Source organism: Klebsiella sp. V115_8, from assembly GCF_029967715.1.
Lineage (GTDB): Bacteria > Pseudomonadota > Gammaproteobacteria > Enterobacterales > Enterobacteriaceae > Klebsiella > Klebsiella quasipneumoniae.
The window spans coordinates 102,526-124,253 of record NZ_JASCAR010000027.1; the positions used below are offsets into that span (position 1 = coordinate 102,526).

24 protein-coding genes, 1 tRNA gene and 1 riboswitch are annotated in these 21,728 nt (G+C 59.8%); of the genes, 21 read left to right on the forward strand and 4 right to left on the reverse strand.

Features of this window, described 5'->3' with window-relative positions:
• Positions 1 to 4 precede the first annotated feature (4 nt).
• From pduC to pduA, 3 genes are read right to left on the reverse strand one after another with little or no spacing between them, the layout of a single operon-like run.
• A complete protein-coding gene (pduC, locus tag QLG03_RS11500; protein ID WP_004105132.1) occupies positions 5 to 1,669 on the reverse strand; it encodes a propanediol dehydratase large subunit PduC in 1,665 nt (554 codons plus the stop codon).
• 18 nt (positions 1,670 to 1,687) lie between these two features.
• Positions 1,688 to 2,500, reverse strand: a complete 813-nt coding sequence (gene pduB, locus QLG03_RS11505) for a propanediol utilization microcompartment protein PduB (protein ID WP_004105122.1) — start codon at positions 2,498 to 2,500, stop codon at positions 1,688 to 1,690.
• The gene (pduA, locus tag QLG03_RS11510; protein ID WP_001183618.1) at positions 2,497 to 2,781 is read right to left on the reverse strand and encodes a propanediol utilization microcompartment protein PduA; all 285 of its coding nucleotides are present in this window, start codon (positions 2,779 to 2,781) and stop codon (positions 2,497 to 2,499) included. The genes pduB and pduA overlap by 4 nt, the downstream gene beginning before the upstream one ends.
• 525 nt (positions 2,782 to 3,306) lie before the next feature.
• Between pduA and pduF the strand changes: the two genes are divergently transcribed.
• From pduF to cobT, 21 genes are all read left to right on the forward strand, one after another.
• Positions 3,307 to 4,107 carry a propanediol diffusion facilitator PduF gene (gene pduF / locus QLG03_RS11515; protein ID WP_004105118.1) on the forward strand — a complete coding sequence of 267 codons (801 nt, stop codon included), beginning with the start codon at positions 3,307 to 3,309 and terminating at the stop codon, positions 4,105 to 4,107.
• Positions 4,108 to 4,295: 188 nt separating this feature from the next.
• Positions 4,296 to 5,207, forward strand: a complete 912-nt coding sequence (gene pocR / locus QLG03_RS11520; protein WP_023290877.1) for a regulatory protein PocR — start codon at positions 4,296 to 4,298, stop codon at positions 5,205 to 5,207.
• A gap of 301 nt (positions 5,208 to 5,508) precedes the next feature.
• A riboswitch (cobalamin riboswitch) is annotated at positions 5,509 to 5,677 on the forward strand.
• An 87-nt stretch (positions 5,678 to 5,764) separates the two neighbouring features.
• Positions 5,765 to 7,144 (forward strand): cobyrinate a,c-diamide synthase, encoded by a 1,380-nt coding sequence (locus tag QLG03_RS11525; RefSeq protein ID WP_255988721.1) that lies wholly within the window; start codon positions 5,765 to 5,767, stop codon positions 7,142 to 7,144.
• Positions 7,141 to 8,100 carry an adenosylcobinamide-phosphate synthase CbiB gene (cbiB, locus tag QLG03_RS11530; RefSeq protein WP_255988719.1) on the forward strand — a complete coding sequence of 320 codons (960 nt, stop codon included), beginning with the start codon at positions 7,141 to 7,143 and terminating at the stop codon, positions 8,098 to 8,100. The genes QLG03_RS11525 and cbiB overlap by 4 nt, the downstream gene beginning before the upstream one ends.
• 10 nt (positions 8,101 to 8,110) lie before the next feature.
• Positions 8,111 to 8,743 (forward strand): cobalt-precorrin-8 methylmutase, encoded by a 633-nt coding sequence (locus tag QLG03_RS11535; protein WP_004105109.1) that lies wholly within the window; start codon positions 8,111 to 8,113, stop codon positions 8,741 to 8,743.
• Complete coding sequence (gene cbiD / locus QLG03_RS11540) at positions 8,740 to 9,879, forward strand: cobalt-precorrin-5B (C(1))-methyltransferase CbiD (RefSeq protein WP_023330004.1); 1,140 nt, start codon at positions 8,740 to 8,742, stop codon at positions 9,877 to 9,879. The genes QLG03_RS11535 and cbiD overlap by 4 nt, the downstream gene beginning before the upstream one ends.
• A complete protein-coding gene (locus tag QLG03_RS11545) occupies positions 9,873 to 10,478 on the forward strand; it encodes a cobalt-precorrin-7 (C(5))-methyltransferase (RefSeq protein WP_004114996.1) in 606 nt (201 codons plus the stop codon). The genes cbiD and QLG03_RS11545 overlap by 7 nt, the downstream gene beginning before the upstream one ends.
• Positions 10,468 to 11,037 (forward strand): decarboxylating cobalt-precorrin-6B (C(15))-methyltransferase, encoded by a 570-nt coding sequence (locus tag QLG03_RS11550; protein WP_004105104.1) that lies wholly within the window; start codon positions 10,468 to 10,470, stop codon positions 11,035 to 11,037. Before QLG03_RS11545 ends, QLG03_RS11550 begins: the two co-directional genes overlap by 11 nt.
• Positions 11,030 to 11,803 carry a cobalt-precorrin-4 methyltransferase gene (locus QLG03_RS11555; protein ID WP_004114994.1) on the forward strand — a complete coding sequence of 258 codons (774 nt, stop codon included), beginning with the start codon at positions 11,030 to 11,032 and terminating at the stop codon, positions 11,801 to 11,803. The genes QLG03_RS11550 and QLG03_RS11555 overlap by 8 nt, the downstream gene beginning before the upstream one ends.
• On the forward strand, positions 11,784 to 12,839 hold the full coding sequence (cbiG, locus tag QLG03_RS11560) for a cobalt-precorrin 5A hydrolase (protein WP_023321549.1): 1,056 nt from the start codon (positions 11,784 to 11,786) through the stop codon (positions 12,837 to 12,839). Before QLG03_RS11555 ends, cbiG begins: the two co-directional genes overlap by 20 nt.
• Positions 12,839 to 13,564, forward strand: coding sequence for a precorrin-3B C(17)-methyltransferase (locus QLG03_RS11565; protein ID WP_255988713.1), 726 nt, complete (start codon positions 12,839 to 12,841; stop codon positions 13,562 to 13,564). The genes cbiG and QLG03_RS11565 overlap by 1 nt, the downstream gene beginning before the upstream one ends.
• Positions 13,561 to 14,346, forward strand: coding sequence for a cobalt-precorrin-6A reductase (locus QLG03_RS11570; RefSeq protein ID WP_255988711.1), 786 nt, complete (start codon positions 13,561 to 13,563; stop codon positions 14,344 to 14,346). Before QLG03_RS11565 ends, QLG03_RS11570 begins: the two co-directional genes overlap by 4 nt.
• Before the next feature lie 10 nt (positions 14,347 to 14,356).
• Positions 14,357 to 15,151, forward strand: a complete 795-nt coding sequence (locus QLG03_RS11575; protein WP_004105099.1) for a sirohydrochlorin cobaltochelatase — start codon at positions 14,357 to 14,359, stop codon at positions 15,149 to 15,151.
• Positions 15,148 to 15,861 (forward strand): cobalt-factor II C(20)-methyltransferase, encoded by a 714-nt coding sequence (locus QLG03_RS11580; protein ID WP_004105097.1) that lies wholly within the window; start codon positions 15,148 to 15,150, stop codon positions 15,859 to 15,861. The genes QLG03_RS11575 and QLG03_RS11580 overlap by 4 nt, the downstream gene beginning before the upstream one ends.
• A complete protein-coding gene (gene cbiM / locus QLG03_RS11585) occupies positions 15,858 to 16,595 on the forward strand; it encodes a cobalt ECF transporter S component CbiM (protein WP_023290867.1) in 738 nt (245 codons plus the stop codon). Before QLG03_RS11580 ends, cbiM begins: the two co-directional genes overlap by 4 nt.
• 1 nt (position 16,596) lies before the next feature.
• Positions 16,597 to 16,878, forward strand: a complete 282-nt coding sequence (locus QLG03_RS11590) for an energy-coupling factor ABC transporter substrate-binding protein (RefSeq protein ID WP_004105092.1) — start codon at positions 16,597 to 16,599, stop codon at positions 16,876 to 16,878.
• Complete coding sequence (locus tag QLG03_RS11595) at positions 16,865 to 17,542, forward strand: energy-coupling factor ABC transporter transmembrane protein (protein ID WP_255988707.1); 678 nt, start codon at positions 16,865 to 16,867, stop codon at positions 17,540 to 17,542. The genes QLG03_RS11590 and QLG03_RS11595 overlap by 14 nt, the downstream gene beginning before the upstream one ends.
• Positions 17,543 to 17,550: 8 nt before the next feature.
• Positions 17,551 to 18,366 (forward strand): energy-coupling factor ABC transporter ATP-binding protein, encoded by an 816-nt coding sequence (locus tag QLG03_RS11600; protein WP_048298156.1) that lies wholly within the window; start codon positions 17,551 to 17,553, stop codon positions 18,364 to 18,366.
• On the forward strand, positions 18,363 to 19,886 hold the full coding sequence (locus QLG03_RS11605; protein WP_147733550.1) for a cobyric acid synthase: 1,524 nt from the start codon (positions 18,363 to 18,365) through the stop codon (positions 19,884 to 19,886). Before QLG03_RS11600 ends, QLG03_RS11605 begins: the two co-directional genes overlap by 4 nt.
• A complete protein-coding gene (gene cobU, locus QLG03_RS11610) occupies positions 19,880 to 20,425 on the forward strand; it encodes a bifunctional adenosylcobinamide kinase/adenosylcobinamide-phosphate guanylyltransferase (protein WP_004105085.1) in 546 nt (181 codons plus the stop codon). The genes QLG03_RS11605 and cobU overlap by 7 nt, the downstream gene beginning before the upstream one ends.
• Positions 20,426 to 20,499: 74 nt before the next feature.
• Positions 20,500 to 21,555, forward strand: a complete 1,056-nt coding sequence (gene cobT / locus QLG03_RS11615; RefSeq protein ID WP_255988703.1) for a nicotinate-nucleotide--dimethylbenzimidazole phosphoribosyltransferase — start codon at positions 20,500 to 20,502, stop codon at positions 21,553 to 21,555.
• A gap of 96 nt (positions 21,556 to 21,651) precedes the next feature.
• Here cobT and QLG03_RS11620 read toward each other — a convergent pair.
• Positions 21,652 to 21,728: transfer RNA gene (locus QLG03_RS11620), tRNA-Met, on the reverse strand.

Genomic DNA, 21,728 nt, shown 5'->3' on the forward strand with positions numbered 1-21,728 from the left:
CCCCTTAATCAATCTCGTTGGGATCAAGAGCGCCAGGGATGTTTTTAATCTCTTCCCAGCGTTCGCCCTGCAGGCGATAGCCCGTTGCCGGACCGGCATAGTCGTTAACATCGTTGACGGCTGACAGCACCTGCCCATCGCCGACGATAATTGCGGAGGTATGCAGATAGTCTCCGGTCAGCTTGGCTTTCTGGATGTTGAGCATGTCCTGGGCAACGTCGGTGAACCCGCCCTGCGCCAGCGCTTTCACTACTTCCAGGCCGTTGCGGTTTTTATTGATGATTTCCTGGGCGAACTTGATGTCTTCGACGATGTTGCGCTCCGGCATATCTTTCGAACCGTGGGCGTAGGTCGCGGCTTCAACTTCTTCATCGGTAATCGGCGGCAGCCCCATTCCGGCAAAAACGGCCTGCAGCGCGCGGGCAGCCTTATTACGGATGGCAATAACATCTTCTTCGCGAACCGGACGCAGACCGCCGTCCACCTTCAGGTCGCGCTGGATGACGTTGTAGTCGTCAAAGTCTTCGGCATCTTCGTTGGAACCGGCGAACATGTTGTCGTAGTTCGGCACCGCGGAATAACCGGAAGAGATAAAGTCGGTCCCCGGCAGAAACTGCATCAGCAGGCGCGCGGTACGACGCATATCGGAGTGGGTGAAGGTCTGGTCGTTACTGGAGGCGCACTCCAGATCCAGCGACGAACAGATCAGGTTTTCCGCCAGCACCGCGCGAATGCCGGAAGGCACCGCAGACGGCACGCCGATGCAGCTAACGGAACCGTTTTGCAGCCCCTGTACGCCCGCGGCTTTGGTGATGTAGATGCAGCGCGCTTCCAGGTAAAGCATGGATTTGCCTTCGGCGTAGCCCATCTGCACTTCGGAGCCGGAGCCGGAGGTGAAGCGCATTTTCAGACCGCGAGAGGCGTAGGAGGAGGCTAAGAAACCCTTCGACCACGGCGTGTCGTCGCCGTCGGTAAAGACCGGTTCGGTACCGTAGACAGAGATGGTTTCGGCGTAGCAGGTGTGGCCCAGCATGCCGAGCTTCAGCTCGGTGGCTTCTTCCAGCGAGCACTGAGTCAGTACGCCCGGACGGCCTACCTGCGAGCCGACCAGCAGCGCGATGGCGTTGAACGGCGCGTAGCGCGCTACCGCAACGGTGGTTTCCTGTTCGTCAAATCCGCGCCATGCGCCTTCGGCGGCGTCGGCGGCAATCTGTACCGGGTTATCTTTGACGTTGGTGACGTGCGCCTGCTGGGATGGGGTGCGGCGGGCGCGCATTTTCTGCATCGCCATCATCATCTCAACGACGTTCATATGCGAAACCACTTCGACAATTTTTGCCGGCGTCATCGCGGTGGTCAGCGGGACGATTTCGCTGCGTTTAACGTTCGGATCGCACAGCATGTTGGCCAGCTTAACCGAATCCATCGCCATCACTTCTTCGGCGCGATTCAGGTTAATGCCGTAGCGGGCGATAAAGTGGTCGATCAGGTCAAAATCGCTCACCGGTTTCCCGTCCAGCTCGGTCACCGCGCCGTTAACGATTTTTATCGACGGTTTCGGATCGTTCGGGCTTTCCATCGCGATAAAGCCTTCTTCGATCCACTCCTTAACGAAGCCGTCCTGATTCACAGGGCGTTTCGCCAGTGCTTCAAATCTTTTCGATCTCATGAATCAGCCTCGTGGGTATCAGATGTAGGACGGGCGATCGTTTTTCGGTTCAGAACCGAGGGTCGCAAGGACGGTTTTACCGATTTCGCGCGCGGAGGTGACTGCCTGGCGGACCGCGCCGGAGTCGCCGGAAATCACCAGGATGGCTTCGTTACTGAAGCTGGTGCCGTGCGCCGGAGAGCTATACGCCACGACTTCCACGTTGGCTGACTTCAGGGCGGTATCGGCCATCAGCACGCCAACGGAGGCCGGTGCGCCGACGATAATGCCGCAGGCGCGGCCAATCGGCGCGCCGAAGGCTTTTTCCAGGGCGTAGCTGGCGCGGGCGGTGTACTGCAGCTCGATATGTCCGGCTTCATTGCCGTAAACATCGCCGAAGGTGCGGTCGAGCTCTTTCAGCGCCACTTCAATCCCGCGCTTAACGTCGGACACGTCGTTGCCGCCTAAAATAATCAGCGAACCGTGGCCCGCGCCGCCTTTGGTATCGCGCGGCAGCTCAATGCTGACCACTTCGGTGTTGGTGGCTTTCACCGCTTCGTCCGCCGCCATAATGTGCGGGCCTGCGCCGGTACGGGCGCCGAGAATGCCGATGGAGCGATAGCGCTTTTCAAGCTTCATCGCGTCCAGCAGGGCGGTATCGACGTTGGCGATAACCAGACCCAGGGTGTCGCCAATAGCGGTCCCGACAAATTCCGTTAAACTGCAGCTTTTTTCTGCCATAGCCGTCTCTCGTATTGGATGGTTTTCAGTAGGGATGGCCTGCTGTTCCGGCGTTGCCACGCGGGCAATCACCTGAGCCATGATCTGTTCAACCAGCTCATTGCTGCTCATTGGCTAATTCCCTTCGGTAAGATTTTTTCTACATCGGTGTGAGGGCGTGGGATGACGTGTACGGCTTTCACTTCACCCACGTTACGTGCGGCGGCGGCGCCCGCATCGGTGGCCGCTTTTACCGCGCCAACATCGCCGCGCACGATGACGGTTACCAGCCCGGAGCCAATCTTTTCATAGCCCACTAACATCACATTGGCTGACTTAACCATTGCATCAGCGGCCTCTATGGCTGCGGTTAAGCCTTTGGTTTCTACCATTCCTAGTGCTTCTTGTTGCATAAAGACCTCGCATGGAGTGTTCCGATAGTGGGGACTATAAGAAGATGCGAGGAAAAAGAATGGCTGACTTCAATGTGATGGTGAAAAAATAGTGGGTATTGGATAAGATAAAATTGTCGTTTATTTATTTAAGTGTTTGATGTTATTTGTTGTTTTTATTTTCGCTGATGTGATTATCTTGTTTTGTATATTCCATATTTACAAATTTGTTCATGACGATTTTAATTTTATCTGCTATGCGCGAGAAACTGATTTGTGATGTTTGTTGGAAAACGATAAGCTGGTTTTAGCAATATTTTTGCATGCCATGGCGTTGGCATAATGGCGAAAGCCGCGCGTGAGCAATGCAATTCTGCGTTATTTAATGACAATAATTTGTTATTGATACCCGAATTTTCCGGAGGCTGCCGTCAGCAGGTTGCCAACAATTTGCGGACGGGAGTTCATATAGTGGTGCGCGTTGTACTCTACTGCCAGCAGGATGTTGGCTGGTCAGGACACGAACTCTGCTAAGAAGGTGTCACCATGAATGATTCGTTAAAAGCGCAATGTACCGCCGAGTTTCTGGGCACCGGGCTGTTTTTGTTTTTCGGCATCGGCTGCCTGAGCGCGTTAAAGGTGGCGGGCGCCAGCCTCGGACTGTGGGAGATATGCATTATCTGGGGTCTGGGGATCTCGCTTGCCGTCTATCTGACGTCGGGAATATCCGGCGGGCATCTCAACCCGGCGGTGACCGTCGCGTTATGGCTGTTTGCCTGCTTTCCCGGCCGAAAAGTTTTTCCCTATATCGTTTCACAGGTTGCCGGCGCCTTCGGCGGCGCGGTGCTGGCCTATGTGCTGTACAGCACGATGTTTACCGAGTTTGAATCCGCCCACCATATCGCGCGCGGCAGCGTAGAGAGCCTGCAGCTGGCGAGTATTTTCAGCACCTACCCGGCGGCATCGCTGAGCATCTGGCATGCGGCGCTGGTTGAAGTGGTGATCACCTCCATGCTGATGGGGATGATTATGGCGCTGACCGACGACGGCAACGGCGTACCGAAAGGGCCGCTGGCCCCGCTGCTGATCGGCCTGCTGGTGGCGGTCATTGGCGCGTCAACCGGGCCGCTAACCGGCTTTGCGATGAATCCGGCGCGTGATTTTGGGCCGAAGCTGTTTACGTGGATGGCGGGCTGGGGCGATATCGCGATGACCGGCGGAAGGGATATTCCGTACTTTATTGTGCCGATTATTGCGCCACTGATCGGCGCCTGTCTCGGCGCGGCCATCTATCGTTATCTGATTGGTAATAATCTACCGTGTAATACCTGTAAATTAGAGGATTAAGGTCACGGCTGAAATAGCCAAAAATTTTCATGAACCGGTATCACGAACTCGCCAAAAACGTCTCCCACGGATGGGAGACTTTTGCTATCGTATTATTCTTTTATCGTTAGCGGCAATGGATGATGAAAGGAAGTAAATATTAAAGAAATGTTTTATTTATAACAAAAAATTAACTGAGAGGTTTTATCATGATTTCTGCGAGCACACTGAACTCAGAACTCATTAATAAAATCGCACAGGATTTTGCGCAGGCCACCAGTCTGGCGGTGGTGGTCGTCAATATTCATGGTGATGAAATATCTGAACTGTTTAACTTCACCCCTTTTTGCCAGCTGATGCGCCAGCATCCCCAGCACAGCACCCGCTGTCGAATGAGCGACCGCTGCGGCGGGCTTGAGGCGTCTAAAACCGATCAGCTCTGTATCTACCGCTGCCACGCCGGGTTAACCGATTTCTCCATTCCTCTGGTCATTGCCGGGCACCTTGTGGGCTTTGTGCTTTGCGGCCAGGTGCGCTTAAGCAACGATGTTGAACTGGTCGATATCCTCAACGTGGATGACCGCTGGCAGGCCGACCCCGAGCTGCTTAAAGCGTTTCGCGACGTGCCGGAAATGGACTACGCCAGAGTGATTGCTTCTGCTGATTTACTGAAGCTTATCGTCGAAAACTGCCTTAAAAAACAGCTCAACTTTGTGGTGATTAAAGATAATCCCCAGCAGCCGGAACCTGCGCGCGCCAGCCGGGTCGCCAGCCCTCATGACAGCAAAATGAAGAAGGCGCTGCGCTACATTGACGCCCATTTATCCGACGAGCTTCGCCTGGAAGACGTCGCCGCTCACGTTTATCTCAGCCCCTATTACTTCAGTAAGCTGTTCAAAAAATATCAGGGTATCGGCTTTAATGCCTGGGTCAACCATCAGCGGATGGTGAGCGCCAAAGAGCTGCTATGCCACAGCGACTGGAGCATCGCCAGCATTGCGCGGAATTTAGGATTTTCGCAAACCAGCTATTTTTGCAAAGTTTTTCGCCAGGCCTATCAGGTGACTCCGCAGGCCTATCGTCAGCAAATTAACGCCAGATCACAAACTGAGTCAGTTTAAATGGCAATAATTTGTTATCGCCGGTTTTTGTTATACACGCGTATCCTGCTCATTCTAAAATGAAAATATCTCATTCACAGCAATAAATTGTCATAGCGCAACAAAATAATAATGAGAGAGCGATAAACTGCACCAGTTTTTATTTATTTGATGGGATAGAGTGATATCCGAAATGGCTTTCAGCGCGCCATCGGCGTAATGAAATAGCTTTGGTATTTAAAAATTAAACACGACGGAAGCCATCCTGCTTCCGTAAGATGTTCCGGGAATCATTCAAGTGGGTTTCATCCCGCTCGAATCATGACGGACTAAACCGACAGGCGCCAGGGAAGGGGGTGTGAATCCCCCGCAGCCCCCGCTGCTGTGATGCTGACGAACCCATATTTAGCCACTGATCTGTTTACCGGATTGGGAAGGATGGGAGAGGACGACGCTAAGCCAGAAGACCTGCCTGTCGGTAATAATCAACAACTTCGGTGGGAAGTGGGTTGCTCAGATGCGTACAGTCGAAAGACTGGGAATGCACGCAGCCCTACCACCCGGCACAGGATCGGGGTATGGCAGCCAGGCAGCACGCATTTATTCTCGCAGGAACCGGCAGCGGTTGTGGTAAAACTACGGTCACGCTTGGCCTGCTCAGCCTGTTGAAGCAGCGCGGCATGCGGGTTCAGCCCTGCAAAGTCGGCCCGGACTACCTCGACACCGGCTGGCACACCGCCGTCAGCGGCGTCGCTTCCCACAACCTCGACAGCTTTATGCTCCCGGAGCCGGTGCTTAACGCGCTATTTTGCGAACAGATGCAGCGGGCGGATATCGCGGTCATTGAGGGCGTGATGGGGCTGTATGACGGCTTCGGTACCGACCCTGGCTACTGCAGCACCGCCGCGATGGCTAAACAGCTCGGCTGTCCGGTCATTTTGCTGGTAGATGGCAAAGCGGTTTCCACCTCCATCGCCGCCACGGTGATGGGATTTCAACACTTCGACCCCAGCCTCAACATTGCCGGCGTTATCGTCAACCGCGTCAACAGCGAATCCCATTATCAGCTTCTCAAAGGCGCCATTGAACGCTATTGCGGGCTGCCGGTGCTCGGCTACGTACCGCGAATGGAAGGGGTGGCGTTACCCGAACGCCATCTGGGGCTGGTTACCGCTCGCGAGTCGCTGGTTAACCAGCAGCCGTGGCGCGATTTTGCCCACACGCTGGCGCGAACCCTGGATATTGAACGGCTCCTTGCTCTTAGCCAGCTCTCCATTCTGCCCACCGGGGAGTGGCCGGCGCTGCCGTCCCCTGATGCTGGCGCGGGCCTGACGCTGGCGCTGGCCGACGACGAGGCCTTCAACTTTTACTACCCGGATAACCTCTCGCTGCTTGAACGCTGCGGAGTGAATATCGTGCGCTTCAGCCCGCTGCGCGATAGCGAGCTGCCACCGTGCCAGATGATTTGGCTCGGCGGCGGCTATCCGGAAATTCATGCTGCCGCGCTGGCGGCCAATACGCCGATGCTGGCGCAGCTGCGGGAGGCGCACCGGCGCGGGGTGGCGATTTACGCCGAGTGCGGCGGTCTGATGTACCTCGGCAGCTCCCTGGAAGACGCCAACGGTGACATCTACCCGATGGCCAACCTTATTCCCGGCCATAGCAAAATGGGTAAACGGCTTACCCGCTTTGGCTACTGCGAGGCGCGAGCGATGCGGCAAACGCTGCTGGCGGCGCCCGGCGAAACCCTGCGCGGACATGAATTTCACTACTCGGATTTTACTCCCGAGTCCCCGGCGGTTCTGGCCTGCCGCAAGGTCCGCGACGGTATGACCCTTCAGCAGTGGTCCGGCGGCTGGCAGGTGGGCAACACGTTCGCCAGCTATCTGCACCTGCACTTTGCGCAGCGCCCCACCATGCTCAACCACTGGCTGGCTGCGGCAAGGAGCGCGCTATGACGCTGCTGGCATGGGGCGTTGCCTGGCTCCTCGATTTTATCATCGGCGATCCGCAGAGCTGGCCGCATCCGGTGCGCTGGATTGGCAGCCTGATCGCCGCCGTTCAGCGCGGCGTGCGCCGCTATTGCCGCAGCGATGTCGCCCTGCGCGTCGGCGGCGGGGTGATGTGGCTGGTGGTGGTCGGGCTAACGTGGAGCATCTGCTGGGGCGTGCTGACGCTGGCGCAGAGGATTCATCCGTGGCTTGGCTGGCTGGCTGAGGTCTGGATGATTTTCACCGTGCTGGCCGGACGCTGCCTGGCGCAGTCGGCGCGGGACGTCGAGCGACCGCTGCGCGCGGGGGATCTGGCGGAAAGCCGCGTCAAACTCTCATGGATTGTCGGCCGCGACACGACGCAGCTTGCGCCGCAGCAGATTAATCGCGCGGTTGTTGAGACGGTGGCGGAAAACACCGTTGACGGGATTATCGCGCCGCTCTTCTTCCTGCTGCTCGGCGGCGCACCGCTGGCGATGGCCTATAAAGCGGTCAACACCCTGGATTCGATGGTCGGCTATAAGCACGAAAAATACCGCGCCATCGGCATGGTCAGCGCCCGCCTCGATGATGTCGCCAACTTTATCCCCGCTCGCCTGAGCTGGCTGCTTATCAGCCTCGCCGCGCTCCTCTGCGGTGAAGCGGGCGGCCGCGCGCTGCGCATCGGCTGGCGCGACCGCTACAACCACAGCAGCCCGAACTGCGGATGGTCGGAGGCCGCCGTCGCCGGGGCGCTCGGCATTCGGCTTGGCGGCCCTAACGATTACTTTGGTCAGCGCGTGGAGAAGCCGTGGATTGGCGAGGCGACGCGCGACGTTTCCGTAGACGATATTTCCCGAACGATTCGACTGATGTGGGTGTCTTCGACCCTGGCGCTGGCGCTGTTTATGGCGATCCGGTTCTGGCTGGTCGGCGCAGCCTGAGGACAAATGAATGCACTATATCCAGCAACCGCAGGCGATTGAGGCGAAAAGCTTCGACATTATTGGCGACATTATTGCGCAGACCCGCCCGGACTACCGCTTTGCCAGCCCGCTACACGAAGCCATTATCAAGCGGGTGATCCACACCACCGCCGATTTTGACTGGCTGGATATCCTGTGGTTTTCACCCGACGTGCTTCCTCGCTTAAGCGCCGCCCTGAGCCAGCCCTGCACGCTTTATACCGATACCACCATGGCCCTTTCCGGGATCAATAAAACTCTGCTGGCGAAATTCGGCGGCGAGTGCCGCTGCTATATCAGCGATCCGCGGGTGGTGGCGGAGGCCAAAGCGCAGGGGATGACCCGCTCGATGGCGGCGGTCGATATTGCGGTTGCCGAAGAGGGCGAGAAGGTGTTTGTTTTCGGCAATGCGCCCACCGCGCTGTTTCGTCTGCTGGAGCATGATGTCGCGGTCAACGGCGTGATTGGCGTGCCGGTCGGCTTCGTCGGCGCGGCGGAGTCGAAAGACGCCCTGACGCAGAGCGGCCTGCCGGGCATTGCCGCGCTGGGTCGTAAAGGCGGCAGCAACGTCGCCGCCGCTATCGTCAACGCCATTTTATACCACTTACAGGGGGCGAGATGAGCGAGCAATCCTTCGACGCCCCGGTGTGGCACAACGGCAAGGCGCTGCGTAAAGGCTATACCACCGGATCCTGCGCGACGGCGGCGGCAAAGGTCGCGGCGCTGATGGTGATGCGCCAGCACCTCATTCATCAGGTCTCCATTGTGACTCCTTCCGGCGTCACCCTGTGTCTTAACGTCGAATCGCCGCACGTCGAAGGGCAGCAGGCGATCGCCGCGATTCGTAAAGACGGCGGCGATGACGTTGACGCCACCCACGGGATGCTGATTTTCGCCCGCGTGACGCTCGACGACTCCGGCGAGATAACCCTGCGCGGCGGCGAAGGTATCGGCACCATCACCCGTAAAGGAATCGGCCTGCCTATCGGCAGCCCGGCGATAAACCGCACCCCGCGCCACACCATTGAGTCGGCGGTGCGCGAAGCGATAGGCCCGTCGCGTGGGGCGACGGTAGAGATTTTCGCCCCGGAGGGCGAGGAGCGGGCGCAGAAAACCTATAACTCGCGGCTGGGGATCCTGGGTGGTATCTCGATTATCGGCACCACCGGTATCGTGACGCCGATGTCGGAAGAGAGCTGGAAGCGTTCGCTGTCGCTGGAGCTGGAAATTAAGCGCGCGGCGGGGCTGGAGCGGGTGGTGCTGGTGCCGGGCAACCACGGTGAACGCTTCGTACGCGAGCAGATGGGCATCGACTCGCAGGTGGTGGTCACCATGAGCAACTTCGTCGGCTACATGATTGAAGAGGCCGTCCGCCTCGGGTTCCGTCAGATTGTGCTGATTGGCCATCCCGGCAAGCTGATTAAAGTCGCCGCCGGGATCTTCCATACCCACAGCCATATCGCCGATGCGCGCATGGAAACGCTGGTCGCGCATCTGGCGCTGTTGGGGGCGCCGCTGGCGCTGCTGCAACTGGTGAGCGAATGCGATACCACCGAAGCGGCGATGGAGCACATTGACGCGTACGGTTTTCAGACTATCTATAACCATCTTGCTGAACGCATCTGCCTGCGGGTGATGCAGATGCTGCGTTTTACCAAAACGCCGCCCGTCTGCGACGCCATCATGTTCTCCTTTGATAACAAGGTCCTCGGCAGCAATCGCCCGGTGGCCGAGATTGCGCGGGAGATGTCATGTTAACGGTGGTTGGCATGGGGCCGTCAGGCCTGCATTTGATGACGCCGGCGGCGCAAGATGCGGTCGCCAGTGCGGATGCGCTGGTAGGCGGTAAGCGGCATTTGCAGCAGTTCCCCGGATTTCGCGGCGAACGGTTTGCGCTGGGCGCCAATATTGCCGAACTGCTGGTCTGGCTCGGCGAACGCGCAGCGCAGAAGGTGGTGGTGCTGGCCTCAGGCGACCCGCTCTTTTACGGGATCGGCACGCGGCTGATAGCCCACTTTGGCATCGATCGCGTGCGCATTATTCCCGGTATCAGCGCGGTGCAGTATCTCTGCGCGAAGGCCGGTATCGATATGAATGATATCTGGCTGACCAGCAGCCACGGGCGAGACGTCTGTTTTGATGAGCTGGCGCGTCAGCGCAAGGTGGCGATGGTGACCGACGGGCGCTGCGGGCCGCGGGAAATCGCCGCCCAGCTGGCGGCTCGGGGTAAAGGGTATCGCTGGATGGTGATTGGCGAAAATCTGGCGATGGATAACGAGCGGATCCACTGGCTACCGGTCAGTGAGGTCGATGCCGAATATGAGATGAACGCGGTGGTGATCCTCGATGAAAGATGAGCTTTTTCTGCGCGGCGAGAAGGTGCCGATGACCAAAGAAGCGGTTCGCGCGCTGGCGCTGGCCAAACTTGAACTGCACCGGGCAAGCCACCTGATTGATATCGGCGCCGGTACCGGCAGCGTGTCGATTGAGGCGGCGCTGCAGTATCCCTCTTTGCAGGTAACCGCCATCGAACGCAACCCCGCGGCTCTCCGGCTGCTGGACGAAAATCGCCAGCATTTCACCTGCGGCAATATTGAGATCCTGCCCGGTGAAGCGCCGATGGTGATTACCGAGCGGGCCGACGCCATTTTTATGGGCGGCAGCGGCGGCCGTCTCGACGAACTGATTGACTGGTCGTGGCAGCAGCTCTATCCCGGCGGCCGTCTGGTGATGACTTTTATCCTGCAGGAGAACCTGAACGCGGCTCTCGACTATCTGCAGCAGCGGGGGATTACACAGATTGATTGCCTGCTGCTGAACGTTTCATCGCTGACCGCGCTGGGCAGCGGCCACTATTTCAAACCGAATAATCCCGTTTTTGTTATCGCCTGTCAGAAGGAAGAAAACCATGGCTGAGACATTTGACCCCCGTAGTGTGTGGTTCGTTGGCGCAGGGCCGGGCGACCGTGAGCTAATTACCCTCAAGGGCTACCGCTTGCTGCAGCAGGCCCAGGTGGTGATCTACGCCGGGTCGCTGATAAACACCGAGCTGCTGGAGTATTGTCCGCCCGGCGCCGAGTGTCACGACAGCGCCGAACTGCATCTGGAGCAAATTCTCGACCTGATGGAAGCCGGCGTTAAAGCCGGGAAAACGGTAGTGCGTTTACAGACCGGGGACGTGTCGCTGTATGGCTCGGTCCGCGAGCAGGGTGAAGAGCTGACCAAACGCGGTATCGACTGGCAGGTGGTGCCGGGCGTCAGCGCGTTTCTGGGCGCGGCGGCGGAGCTGGGCGTCGAGTACACCGTGCCGGAAGTCTCCCAGAGCCTGATCATCACCCGCCTTGAAGGGCGCACGCCGGTGCCGGCGCGCGAGCAGCTTGAATCATTTGCCAGCCACCAGACTTCAATGGCGATTTACCTTTCCGTGCAGCGCATTCACCGGGTAGCGGAGCGCCTGATTGAAGGCGGCTATCCGGCAACCACGCCGGTGGCGGTGATCTATAAAGCGACCTGGCCGGAAAGCCAGACCGTACGCGGTACGCTGGCGGATATCGGCGACAAGGTACGCGAGGCGGGGATCCGCAAAACGGCGCTCATTCTGGTCGGGAATTTCCTGGGCTCTGAGTATCACTACTCAAAACTCTACGCGGCGGACTTTAGCCATGAATACCGTAAAGCCTGAATCAATCGCACTTTTCTGCCTGACGCCAGGGGGCGTTCGGCTGGCGAAACGGCTGGCGGCGATGCTGCCGTTAACCTGCTTTACCAGCGAGAAGCTGCTGGAAGAGGGTTTTCTCCCCTTTGAAAACGGTTTTGCCAGCGCCGCGCGGGAGGCCTTCAGCAGCTATTCGGCGCTGATTTTCATCGGCGCCACCGGGATCGCGGTACGCGTGCTGGCCCCGCTGGTCAATGATAAGTTCAGCGATCCGGCCGTGGTGGTGATCGACGAACGCGGCCAGCACGTCATTAGCCTGCTTTCCGGCCATGCGGGGGGCGCGAATGCCCTCAGCCGCTATCTGGCCGGGATGCTCGGCGCCGACCCGGTGATCACCACCGCCACCGACGTCAACGAGTTGGCGGCCCTGGATACGCTGGCATTCCAGCTTAATGCCCGGATGAGCGACTTCCGCGCGGCGGTGAAAACCGTCAACCAGATGCTGGTCAGCCATCAGCGCGTCGGTCTGTGGTGGGACGAAGAGCTGGATGAAGACGTCCGCCACTGCGACCGGCGGGGGTTTATCACCGTGACCGATCTGCACCAGCTTCCCGAGCTGGATGCGCTGGTCTGCGTCACGCTGCGCAACGAACTGCCGCCGATCGCCGTGCCGCACTGGAAGCTGGTGCCGCAGCGGGTGGTCGCCGGAATTGGCTGCCGCCGCGATACGCCATTCCCGCTATTAGCGGCGCTGCTGGCGCGCCAGCTTGAGGCGCAGCGCCTGGATCCGCTGGCGCTGAAAGCTATCGGCAGCGTCACGTTGAAGAAGCACGAGCAGGGGCTGATTCAGCTGGCTTCCTGCTGTCGCGTACCGTTCGAAACCTTTCCCGCTGATGCCCTGCGCGAGCATGAGCATCACTTTCCCGCTTCATCGTTCGTCAGAAAAACCGTCGGCGTGGGGAGCGTATCCGGTCCGGCGGCCTGGCTGCTGAGCCATGGGCAACTGTTAGGCGAAACCCTGCGCGAACAGGGCGTCACTATTACTTTGGGAGTTTCACACTGATGTTAAGCGTAATCGGAATCGGCCCTGGCTCGCAGTCCATGATGACCATGGAGGCCATTGAAGCGCTGCAGGCGGCGGAAATCGTCGTTGGCTATAAGACCTACACGCACCTGGTGAAAGCCTTTACCGGCGATAAGCAGGTGATTAAAACCGGAATGTGCAAAGAGATTGAGCGCTGCCAGGCGGCGATTGAGCTGGCGCAGGCCGGACATAACGTGGCGCTGATCAGCAGCGGCGATGCCGGTATTTACGGCATGGCCGGACTGGTGCTTGAACTGGTCAGCAAGCAGAAGCTGGATGTGGAAGTCCGCCTGATCCCGGGGATGACCGCCAGCATTGCCGCCGCCTCGCTGCTGGGCGCGCCGCTGATGCACGACTTCTGCCATATCAGCCTCAGCGACCTGCTGACCCCGTGGCTGGTGATTGAAAAACGCATTGTCGCCGCCGGGGAAGCCGACTTCGTCATCTGTTTTTACAATCCGCGCAGCCGCGGCCGCGAGGGCCATCTGGCGCGCGCCTTTGAGCTGCTGTCGGCCAGTAAAAGCGCGCAGACCCCGGTGGGAGTCGTGAAATCCGCCGGACGTAAAAAACAGGAGAAATGGCTGACTACCCTGGGGGAGATGGATTTTGCACCGGTCGATATGACCAGCCTGGTGATCGTCGGCAACAAAGCGACGTATATCCAGGATGGCCTGATGATCACGCCGCGAGGCTACGTACTGTGAGCCACGGCGAGGTGCTGGTGATGGGCGGAACCAGCGACGCGAGGGCGCTGTGTCAGCAGCTTGACGCGGCGCAGGTCCCCTACACCCTGTCGGTGGCGACGCCCACCGGTCAGCAGCTGGCGGGGGATATTCGCGGCCAGGTGCGCTGCGGGCGCCTCGAGCTGGAGGAGATGATCGCCTGGCTGAAGGCTAACCGGACCCGCTGGGTGATCGATGCTTCGCACCCCTACGCCGAAGCGGTAAGCCGCAATATCGTCCGGGCCTGTGAAACCGCCGGCGTGCTGCTGAGCCGCTATCAGCGCCCAGAGCAGCTGAGCGGCCTGACGCATCCGCTGCTCTATACCGTGGAGAGCATTGAACAAGCCTGCGAGGTGGCGCGGCGTATCGGCCAGCGCGTGCTGCTCACCACGGGAAGTAAAGATCTGGCGCGCTGGCGGGCGGGATTAGGTGACAAAACGCTGCTGGCCCGGGTGTTGCCGGTCGCCGATGTCATCGCGCAATGCGCCGCGCTGGGGTTTGGCGTTGGCGAGATTTTCGCCCTGTGCGGGCCGTTCAGCGCCGCGTTCAACGCCGCTTTTTACCGCCAGTGCCGGGCCGACGTGGTGATCACCAAAGCCTCCGGCGCCGAAGGCGGCTATCAGGAAAAAGTACAACCCTGTCTGGATGCCGGTATCCCCTGCATCGTGATTACGCGCCCGGCGCCGCTGGTGACGGGTGAAGAGTTACTGGAAAGTCAGGCTGCCTTTGCCCGGCGCTTATCGCGCTGGCTGGCCGCTGCTTAAGGAGTCAGAAATGAAAAAAGCGCTTCTGGTGGTCAGTTTTGGCACCAGCTATCCCGACACCTGTGAAAAGAACATCGTCGCCTGCGAGCGCGAGCTGGCGGCCAGCTGTCCGGACCGCGACACGTTTCGCGCCTTCACCTCCGGGATGATTATCCGCAAGCTCAAACAGCGCGACGGTATCGAGATTGATACGCCGCTGCAGGCATTGCAGAAGCTGGCCGAGCAGGGCTACCAGGATGTGGCGATTCAGTCGCTGCACATTATCAACGGCGATGAGTATGAAAAGATCGTCCGCGAAGTGCAAAGCCTGCGCCCGCTGTTCCTCCGCCTGACGCTGGGGGCGCCGCTGCTGAGCAGCCATAACGATTATGTCCAGCTGATGCAGGCGCTGCGCCAGCAGATGCCGCCGCTTGCTGCCGATGAAACGGTGGTCTTTATGGGCCACGGCGCCAGCCATCACGCTTTCGCCGCCTACGCCTGTCTGGATCATATGATGACGGCGAAGGGATTTCCGGCGCGGGTCGGCGCGGTCGAGAGCTATCCGGAAGTCGATATTCTTATCGATAGCCTGCGCCAGCAGGGGGTGAAGGGCGTACACCTGATGCCGCTGATGCTGGTGGCCGGCGATCACGCCATTAACGATATGGCCTCGGACGAAGAGGACTCCTGGAAAACGCTGTTCAACGCCGCCGGTATCACGGCGACGCCCTGGCTGAACGGGCTGGGAGAGAATCCGGCGGTGCGCGCAATGTTCGTCGCTCACCTGCAGCAGGCGCTGAGCCTGGCAATGGAGGAGGCGGCATGAGCGGCAAACTATATGCCTTAAGTACCGGCCCTGGCGCCGCCGACCTGATCACCGTGCGCGCGGCGCGGGTGCTGGGCACGCTGGACATTCTCTACGCGCCCGCCGGACGTAAAGGCGGCGACAGCCTCGCGCTCTCCATCGTGCGCGAGTATATCGGCGAACGGACCGAAGTACGCTGCTGCCATTTCCCGATGAGCGCCGACAGCGCGGAAAAAGAGGCGGTGTGGGATGAGGTTGCCGCCGCGCTGGTTCAGGAAGTGGAAGCGGGCAAGCAGGTCGGCTTTATTACCCTCGGCGACGCCATGCTGTTCAGCACCTGGGTGTTCTTACTCCAGCGTATCGGCTGCCCGGAGTGGCTGGAGATTGTTCCCGGCGTCACCTCTTTTGCCGCCATAGCCGCGCGTTCAAAAACGCCGCTGGCCATGGAGCAGCAATCGCTGGCGGTGATCTCCTGCACCGCGCCGGAAACGGAAATCGAGCAGGCGCTGCGCCAGCATGAAAGCCTGGTGCTGATGAAAGTGTACGGGCGGTTTCCCCGCATCAAAGCGCTGCTGGCGAAAAACGGTCTGCTGGATGCCGCGCTGATGATGTCTGAAGCCACGCTGCCGGGCGAGCAGTGCTGGCGCCATCTCAATGACGTCAGCGACGACCAGCCGCTGCCCTATTTCTCGACCATTCTGGTCAATAAACAGTGGGAGTATGCAGAATGAAACTTGAACAACAGCTAAAACAGCTGTCTTTCAGCGGGTTAGCTGCGGCGCTATTGCTGATAGTGGTTCCCGAAAAGGCTTTCGCGATGCACATCATGGAGGGGTTTTTACCGCCGATGTGGGCCCTGGCATGGTGGCTGCTGTTTTTACCCTGCCTGTGGTACGGGCTGGTGCGCCTGCGCCGCATTGTGCAGGAAGATAACAATCAGAAGGTGCTGCTGGCGCTGTGCGGGGCGTTTATTTTTGTCCTCTCGGCGCTGAAAATTCCTTCCGTAACCGGCAGCTGTTCCCACCCGACCGGCGTCGGCCTGGCGGTGATTCTCTTCGGGCCCGGCGTGGTGGCGATCCTTGGCGCCATCGTGCTGCTGTTCCAGGCGCTGCTGCTGGCGCACGGCGGGCTGACGACCCTCGGCGCGAACGGCATGTCGATGGCGGTCATCGGGCCGGTGGTCGGCTATATGGTGTGGAAAATGGCCTGCCGCGCGGGCATTCGCCGCGACGTCGGGGTGTTTCTCTGCGCGATGCTGGCGGATCTGGTGACCTACTTTGTCACCTCCGTACAGCTCGGCGTGGCCTTCCCGGATCCCGCCGCCGGCGCGAGCGGATCGATCGTCAAGTTTATGGGGATCTTCTGCCTGACGCAGATCCCGATCGCCATTGCTGAAGGGCTGTTAACCGTCATGATCTACGACCAGTTGACCAAACGTCAGCTGATTACCGCACAGGGGCATTAACATGAAAAAGACGCTGATATTGTTCGCCATGGTGGTGGCGCTGGTGATCCTGCCGTTCTTTGTCGATCACGGCGGCGAATTCGGCGGTTCGGACGGCGAGGCGGAGAGCCAGATTCAGGTGGTCGCGCCGCATTATGAGCCGTGGTTCCAGCCGCTGTACGAACCGGCGAGCGGAGAAATTGAGAGCCTGCTGTTTACGCTCCAGGGCTCTCTCGGCGCGGCGGTCATTTTCTATATTCTGGGCTACAGCAAAGGCAGACAGCGCCGTGATGACCGGGTTTGACCGACTCAGCTATCAGAGCCGCTGGTTTCACGTCGCGCCGGAGCGCAAGTTCCTGTTCTGGCTGCTGCTGATGGTGCTGGCTTTTACCCTGCCTCCGCTGGGGCAGGGTATCGAAATGGCGCTGATTGCCGCCTTAACCTGCTGGCTGCTGCGGGTCTCGCCGTGGCGCTGGTGCCGTTGGATGGCGCTGCCGTTTGGCTTCCTGCTGATCGGTGTGCTGACCATTCTGTTTAGCGTCAGCCGCAATCCGCAGGATCTGCTGGTGAGCCTGCCGCTGGGCAGCGTCTGGCTGGGCATCACATCGGAGGGGCTGACGACCGCCAATCAGACCTTCTGGCGCAGCCTGGCGGCGCTGGCGTCCACCTTCTGGCTGGTGCTGAATCTGCCGTTCCCGCAGCTTATTGTGCTGCTCAAGCGCGGGCGGGTGCCGCGGCTGCTGACCGAGCAAATTCTGCTGACCTGGCGTTTTATTTTTATTCTGTTAGACGAAGCGCTGGCGATTCACCGTGCGCAAACATTACGTTTTGGCTACCGTAGCGTGTCGAAGGGCTATCGTTCGCTGGCGATGCTGGTAGGACTGCTGTTTACCCGGGTGATGATCCGCTACCAGCAGATGAGCACCACGCTGGATATCAAACTGTATCAGGGTGATTTTCACCTTTAAGGATAAGTATGCTTGCCACGACCGATCTCTGGTTTCGCTATCAGGACGAGCCGGTGCTGAAGGGGCTGACGCTGGATTTTTCCCATCACGCCGTGACCGGACTGGTAGGGGCGAACGGCTGCGGAAAATCCACGCTGTTTATGAACCTGAGCGGTCTGCTGCGCCCGCAGAGCGGGGCGGTGCTATGGCAGGGAAAACCGCTGGACTACAGCAAGCGCGGCCTGCTGGCGCTGCGTCAGCAAGTGGCGACCGTTTTCCAGGACCCTGACCAGCAGATTTTCTATACCGATATCGACAGCGATATCGCCTTTAGCCTGCGGAACCTGGGCGTAGCGGAAGAGGAAATTGCCCGCCGGGTGGACGATGCCCTGACTCTCGTCGATGCCCAGGGGTTTCGTCACCAGCCGATTCAGTGCCTGAGCCACGGGCAGAAAAAGCGCGTGGCGATAGCCGGCGCGCTGGTGCTGCAGGCGCGCTATTTACTGCTCGACGAGCCGACGGCGGGTCTCGATCCTTCGGGGCGCGCGCAGATGATCGACATCATTAAGCGTATTGCCGATCGGGGCAACCACGTGGCGATCTCCAGCCACGATATCGATCTGATCTATGAAATCAGCGATGCGGTTTACGTGTTACGCCGCGGCGAAGTGCTGGCGCACGGCGAACCCGGGGAGGTGTTTGCCCGCAGCGAACTGATGGCCCAGGCCGGGCTCACCCAGCCGTGGCTGGTGAAACTGCACGGGCAGCTCGGGCTGCCGCTGTGTAAAACCGAAGAAGAATTTTTTACGCGGATGCGAAGCAACGCGATGAAGGAGGCTTCATGACGCTGGCAATTATGTTACAGGGCACCGCTTCTGACGTCGGCAAAAGCGTGCTGGTCGCGGGGCTGTGCCGCATCTTTTATCAGGACGGGCAGCGCACCGCGCCGTTTAAATCGCAGAATATGGCGCTCAATTCCGGTATTACGCCGGATGGCAAAGAGATGGGCCGCGCGCAGATTTTCCAGGCCGAAGCGGCGGGGATCGCGCCGGACGTGCGCATGAACCCGGTGCTGCTTAAGCCGACCAGCGACCGCAAAGCGCAGGTGGTGCTGATGGGCAAGGTGGCGACCGATATGGACGCGGTGAGCTATCACGAATATAAACCGCGCCTGCGCGAACAGATCCTCGCGGTTTATAACAGCCTGGCCGCCGAACATGATGTGCTGGTGCTGGAAGGGGCGGGCAGTCCGGCGGAGATCAATCTGCGCGATCGCGATATCGTCAATATGGGCATGGCCGAGATGGCCCAGTGCCCGGTGATCCTCGTGGCGGATATCGATCGCGGCGGCGTCTTCGCCTCTATCTACGGCACGCTCGCGCTGCTGCACGATCGCGAGCGCGCGCGGGTCAAGGGCGTGATTATCAATAAATTTCGCGGCGACGTGGCGCTGCTGTATTCCGGGATCGAGCAGATAGAAGCGCTCACCGGCGTCCCGGTGCTCGGCGTCATGCCGTGGCTGGACGTCGATCTTGAAGATGAGGACGGCGTCGCGCTGCAAAAAGGGAAATATCTGCGCACCGACAGGCGCGATATTGAGATTGCCGTGATTCAGGTGCCGCACATCTCTAATTTTACCGATTTCAACGCGCTGGCGGCGCAGCCGGACGTCCGCGTCCGCTATGTTCGCCAGCCGCAGGAGCTGGCGGGCGTGGATATGATTATCCTGCCGGGCAGTAAAAATACGCTCGGCGACCTGGGCTGGCTGCGCGAGAGCGGCATGGCGCATGCGGTACTGCAGGCCCGGCGTCAGGGCGTACCGGTGCTGGGGATCTGCGGCGGCTATCAGATGCTCGGCGAAACCATAATCGATGAGGTGGAGTCGGGGCTTGGCACCCAGCCGGGGCTGGGATTGCTTAATACCGTCACCCACTTTGCGCACAGCAAAACGACGACCCAGGTCACGGCGACTCTGGCTCCGGCGCTGCCGGCGTGGCTGGCGGCAACGGCGGGGCTGGCGGTAAGCGGCTACGAAATTCATATGGGCGAAACCGAGCTGCGCGACGGCTGTCGTTCGCTGATGCAATTACATAAAGGCGGCCTGAGCGTGGCGGACGGCGCGGTCAGCGATGACGGCCTGGCGTTTGGCACCTATCTGCACGGCCTGTTCGATAGCGATGCCTTTACCCGCGCGCTGGTTAACGGCCTGCGCCAGCGTAAAGGGCTGGCGGCGCTGGATAGCGATTTCGAGTATGCGCAGTATAAATCGCGCCAGTTCGATCTGCTGGCGGACGCGATGCGTCAGCATATTGATATCGAAAAAATCTACGCCATCATGCGCCAACATCAGGAGCCCGTATGCTGACTTTAGTGACCGGCGGGGCGCGCAGCGGTAAAAGCCGCCATGCCGAAGCGCTGATCGCCCATGCGCCGCAGGTACTGTATATCGCCACCTCGCAGGTCTTTGATGACGAGATGGCGGCGAGGATCCAGCACCACCGCGACGGCAGGCCCGCGCACTGGCGCACCGCCGAGCGCTGGCAGCAGCTTGATGAGCTGATCACCCCGGATATCGCCCCGGAGGAGGCGATTTTGCTGGAATGCATCACCACCATGGTGACCAACCTGCTGTTTGCGCTGGGGGGCGACAGCTCGCCGGACGGCTGGGATTATGCGGCGATGGAGCGGGCGATCGACGCCGAAATCGCGGTACTGATTGCCGCCTGCCAGCGCTGCCCGGCCCGCGTGGTGCTGGTGACCAACGAGGTAGGGATGGGGATTGTGCCGGAAAACCGTCTTGCCCGCCATTTCCGCGATATCGCCGGACGCGTCAACCAGCGCCTTGCGGCGGCGGCAGACGAGGTGTGGCTGGTGGTGTCGGGCATTGGCGTAAAAATCAAATAGGCCAGGCGCGCCGTAACGGGCGTTATTCTTCCTGCTGGCTCTGCGATGAGTCAGCCAACAAGACGAGAACCTCTATGCAAAGCTTAACCTCTCTACTGGGCGCGATCCCTGCGCCTGATGAAAACGCGATGGCGCGCGCCCGGCTTCATATTGATGGTCTGCTGAAACCGCCCGGAAGCCTTGGACGCCTTGAAGATCTTGCCGTGCAGCTGGCGGGTATGCCCGGTCTTGAAGGTGTGCCGCAGGTGAAAAAAAAGGCGCTGCTGGTGATGTGCGCCGACCACGGCGTGTGGGACGAAGGGGTCGCCATTTCGCCAAAAGCGGTGACCGCAATTCAGGCGGCGAATATGACGCTGGGCAAAACCGGCGTTTGCGTACTGGCGGCGCAGGCGGGCGCGAAGATGCACGTGATTGATGTTGGAATCGATGCCGAGCTGATACCGGGCGTCATCAACATGCGCGTGGCGCGCGGCTGCGGCAATATCGCCGTTGGTCCGGCAATGCGCCGCAGCCAGGCGGAAGAGCTGCTGCTGGAGGTGATGCGCTATACCCGGGGGCTGGCGGAGGATGGCGTCACGCTGTTTGGCGTCGGGGAGCTCGGAATGGCCAATACCACCCCGGCGGCGGCAATCGTCAGCGTCCTGACCGGCAGCGATGCCCAGGAGGTGGTGGGAATTGGCGCTAATCTGCCGTTGGCGAAGGTCGGCAATAAAGTTGAGGTGGTACGACGGGCCATCGCCGTTAACCGCCCCGATCCGCATGATGGTCTGGACGTGCTGGCAAAAGTGGGCGGTTTTGATTTATTGGGGATGACGGGTGTGATGCTGGGCGCGGCCTACTGCGGTCTGCCGGTGGTGCTCGATGGCTTCCTCTCCTACGCAGCGGCGCTGGCGGCGTGCCGAATTGCGCCGCAGGTGAAACCCTATCTTATCCCGTCGCACTATTCGGCGGAGAAGGGGGCGCGTATCGCGCTGGCGCACCTGGAACTGGAACCGTATCTCAACATGGGGATGCGCCTGGGCGAAGGCAGCGGCGCGGCGCTGGCGATGCCGATCGTGGAAGCGGCCTGCGCGATGTATCACGAAATGGGGATGCTGGCGGCGAGCAATATTGTGTTGCCGAAGGGCTGAGAAGGTGGGGGAGCGGCGCTGCGCCGTTCCCGGAATTCTGTAGCAGATTCGCGGAGCGCAGAAACAAAAAAACACCCTGGAGGGTGTTTGTAATGTTGGTTGCGGGGGCCGGATTTGAACCGACGACCTTCGGGTTATGAGCCCGACGAGCTACCAGGCTGCTCCACCCCGCG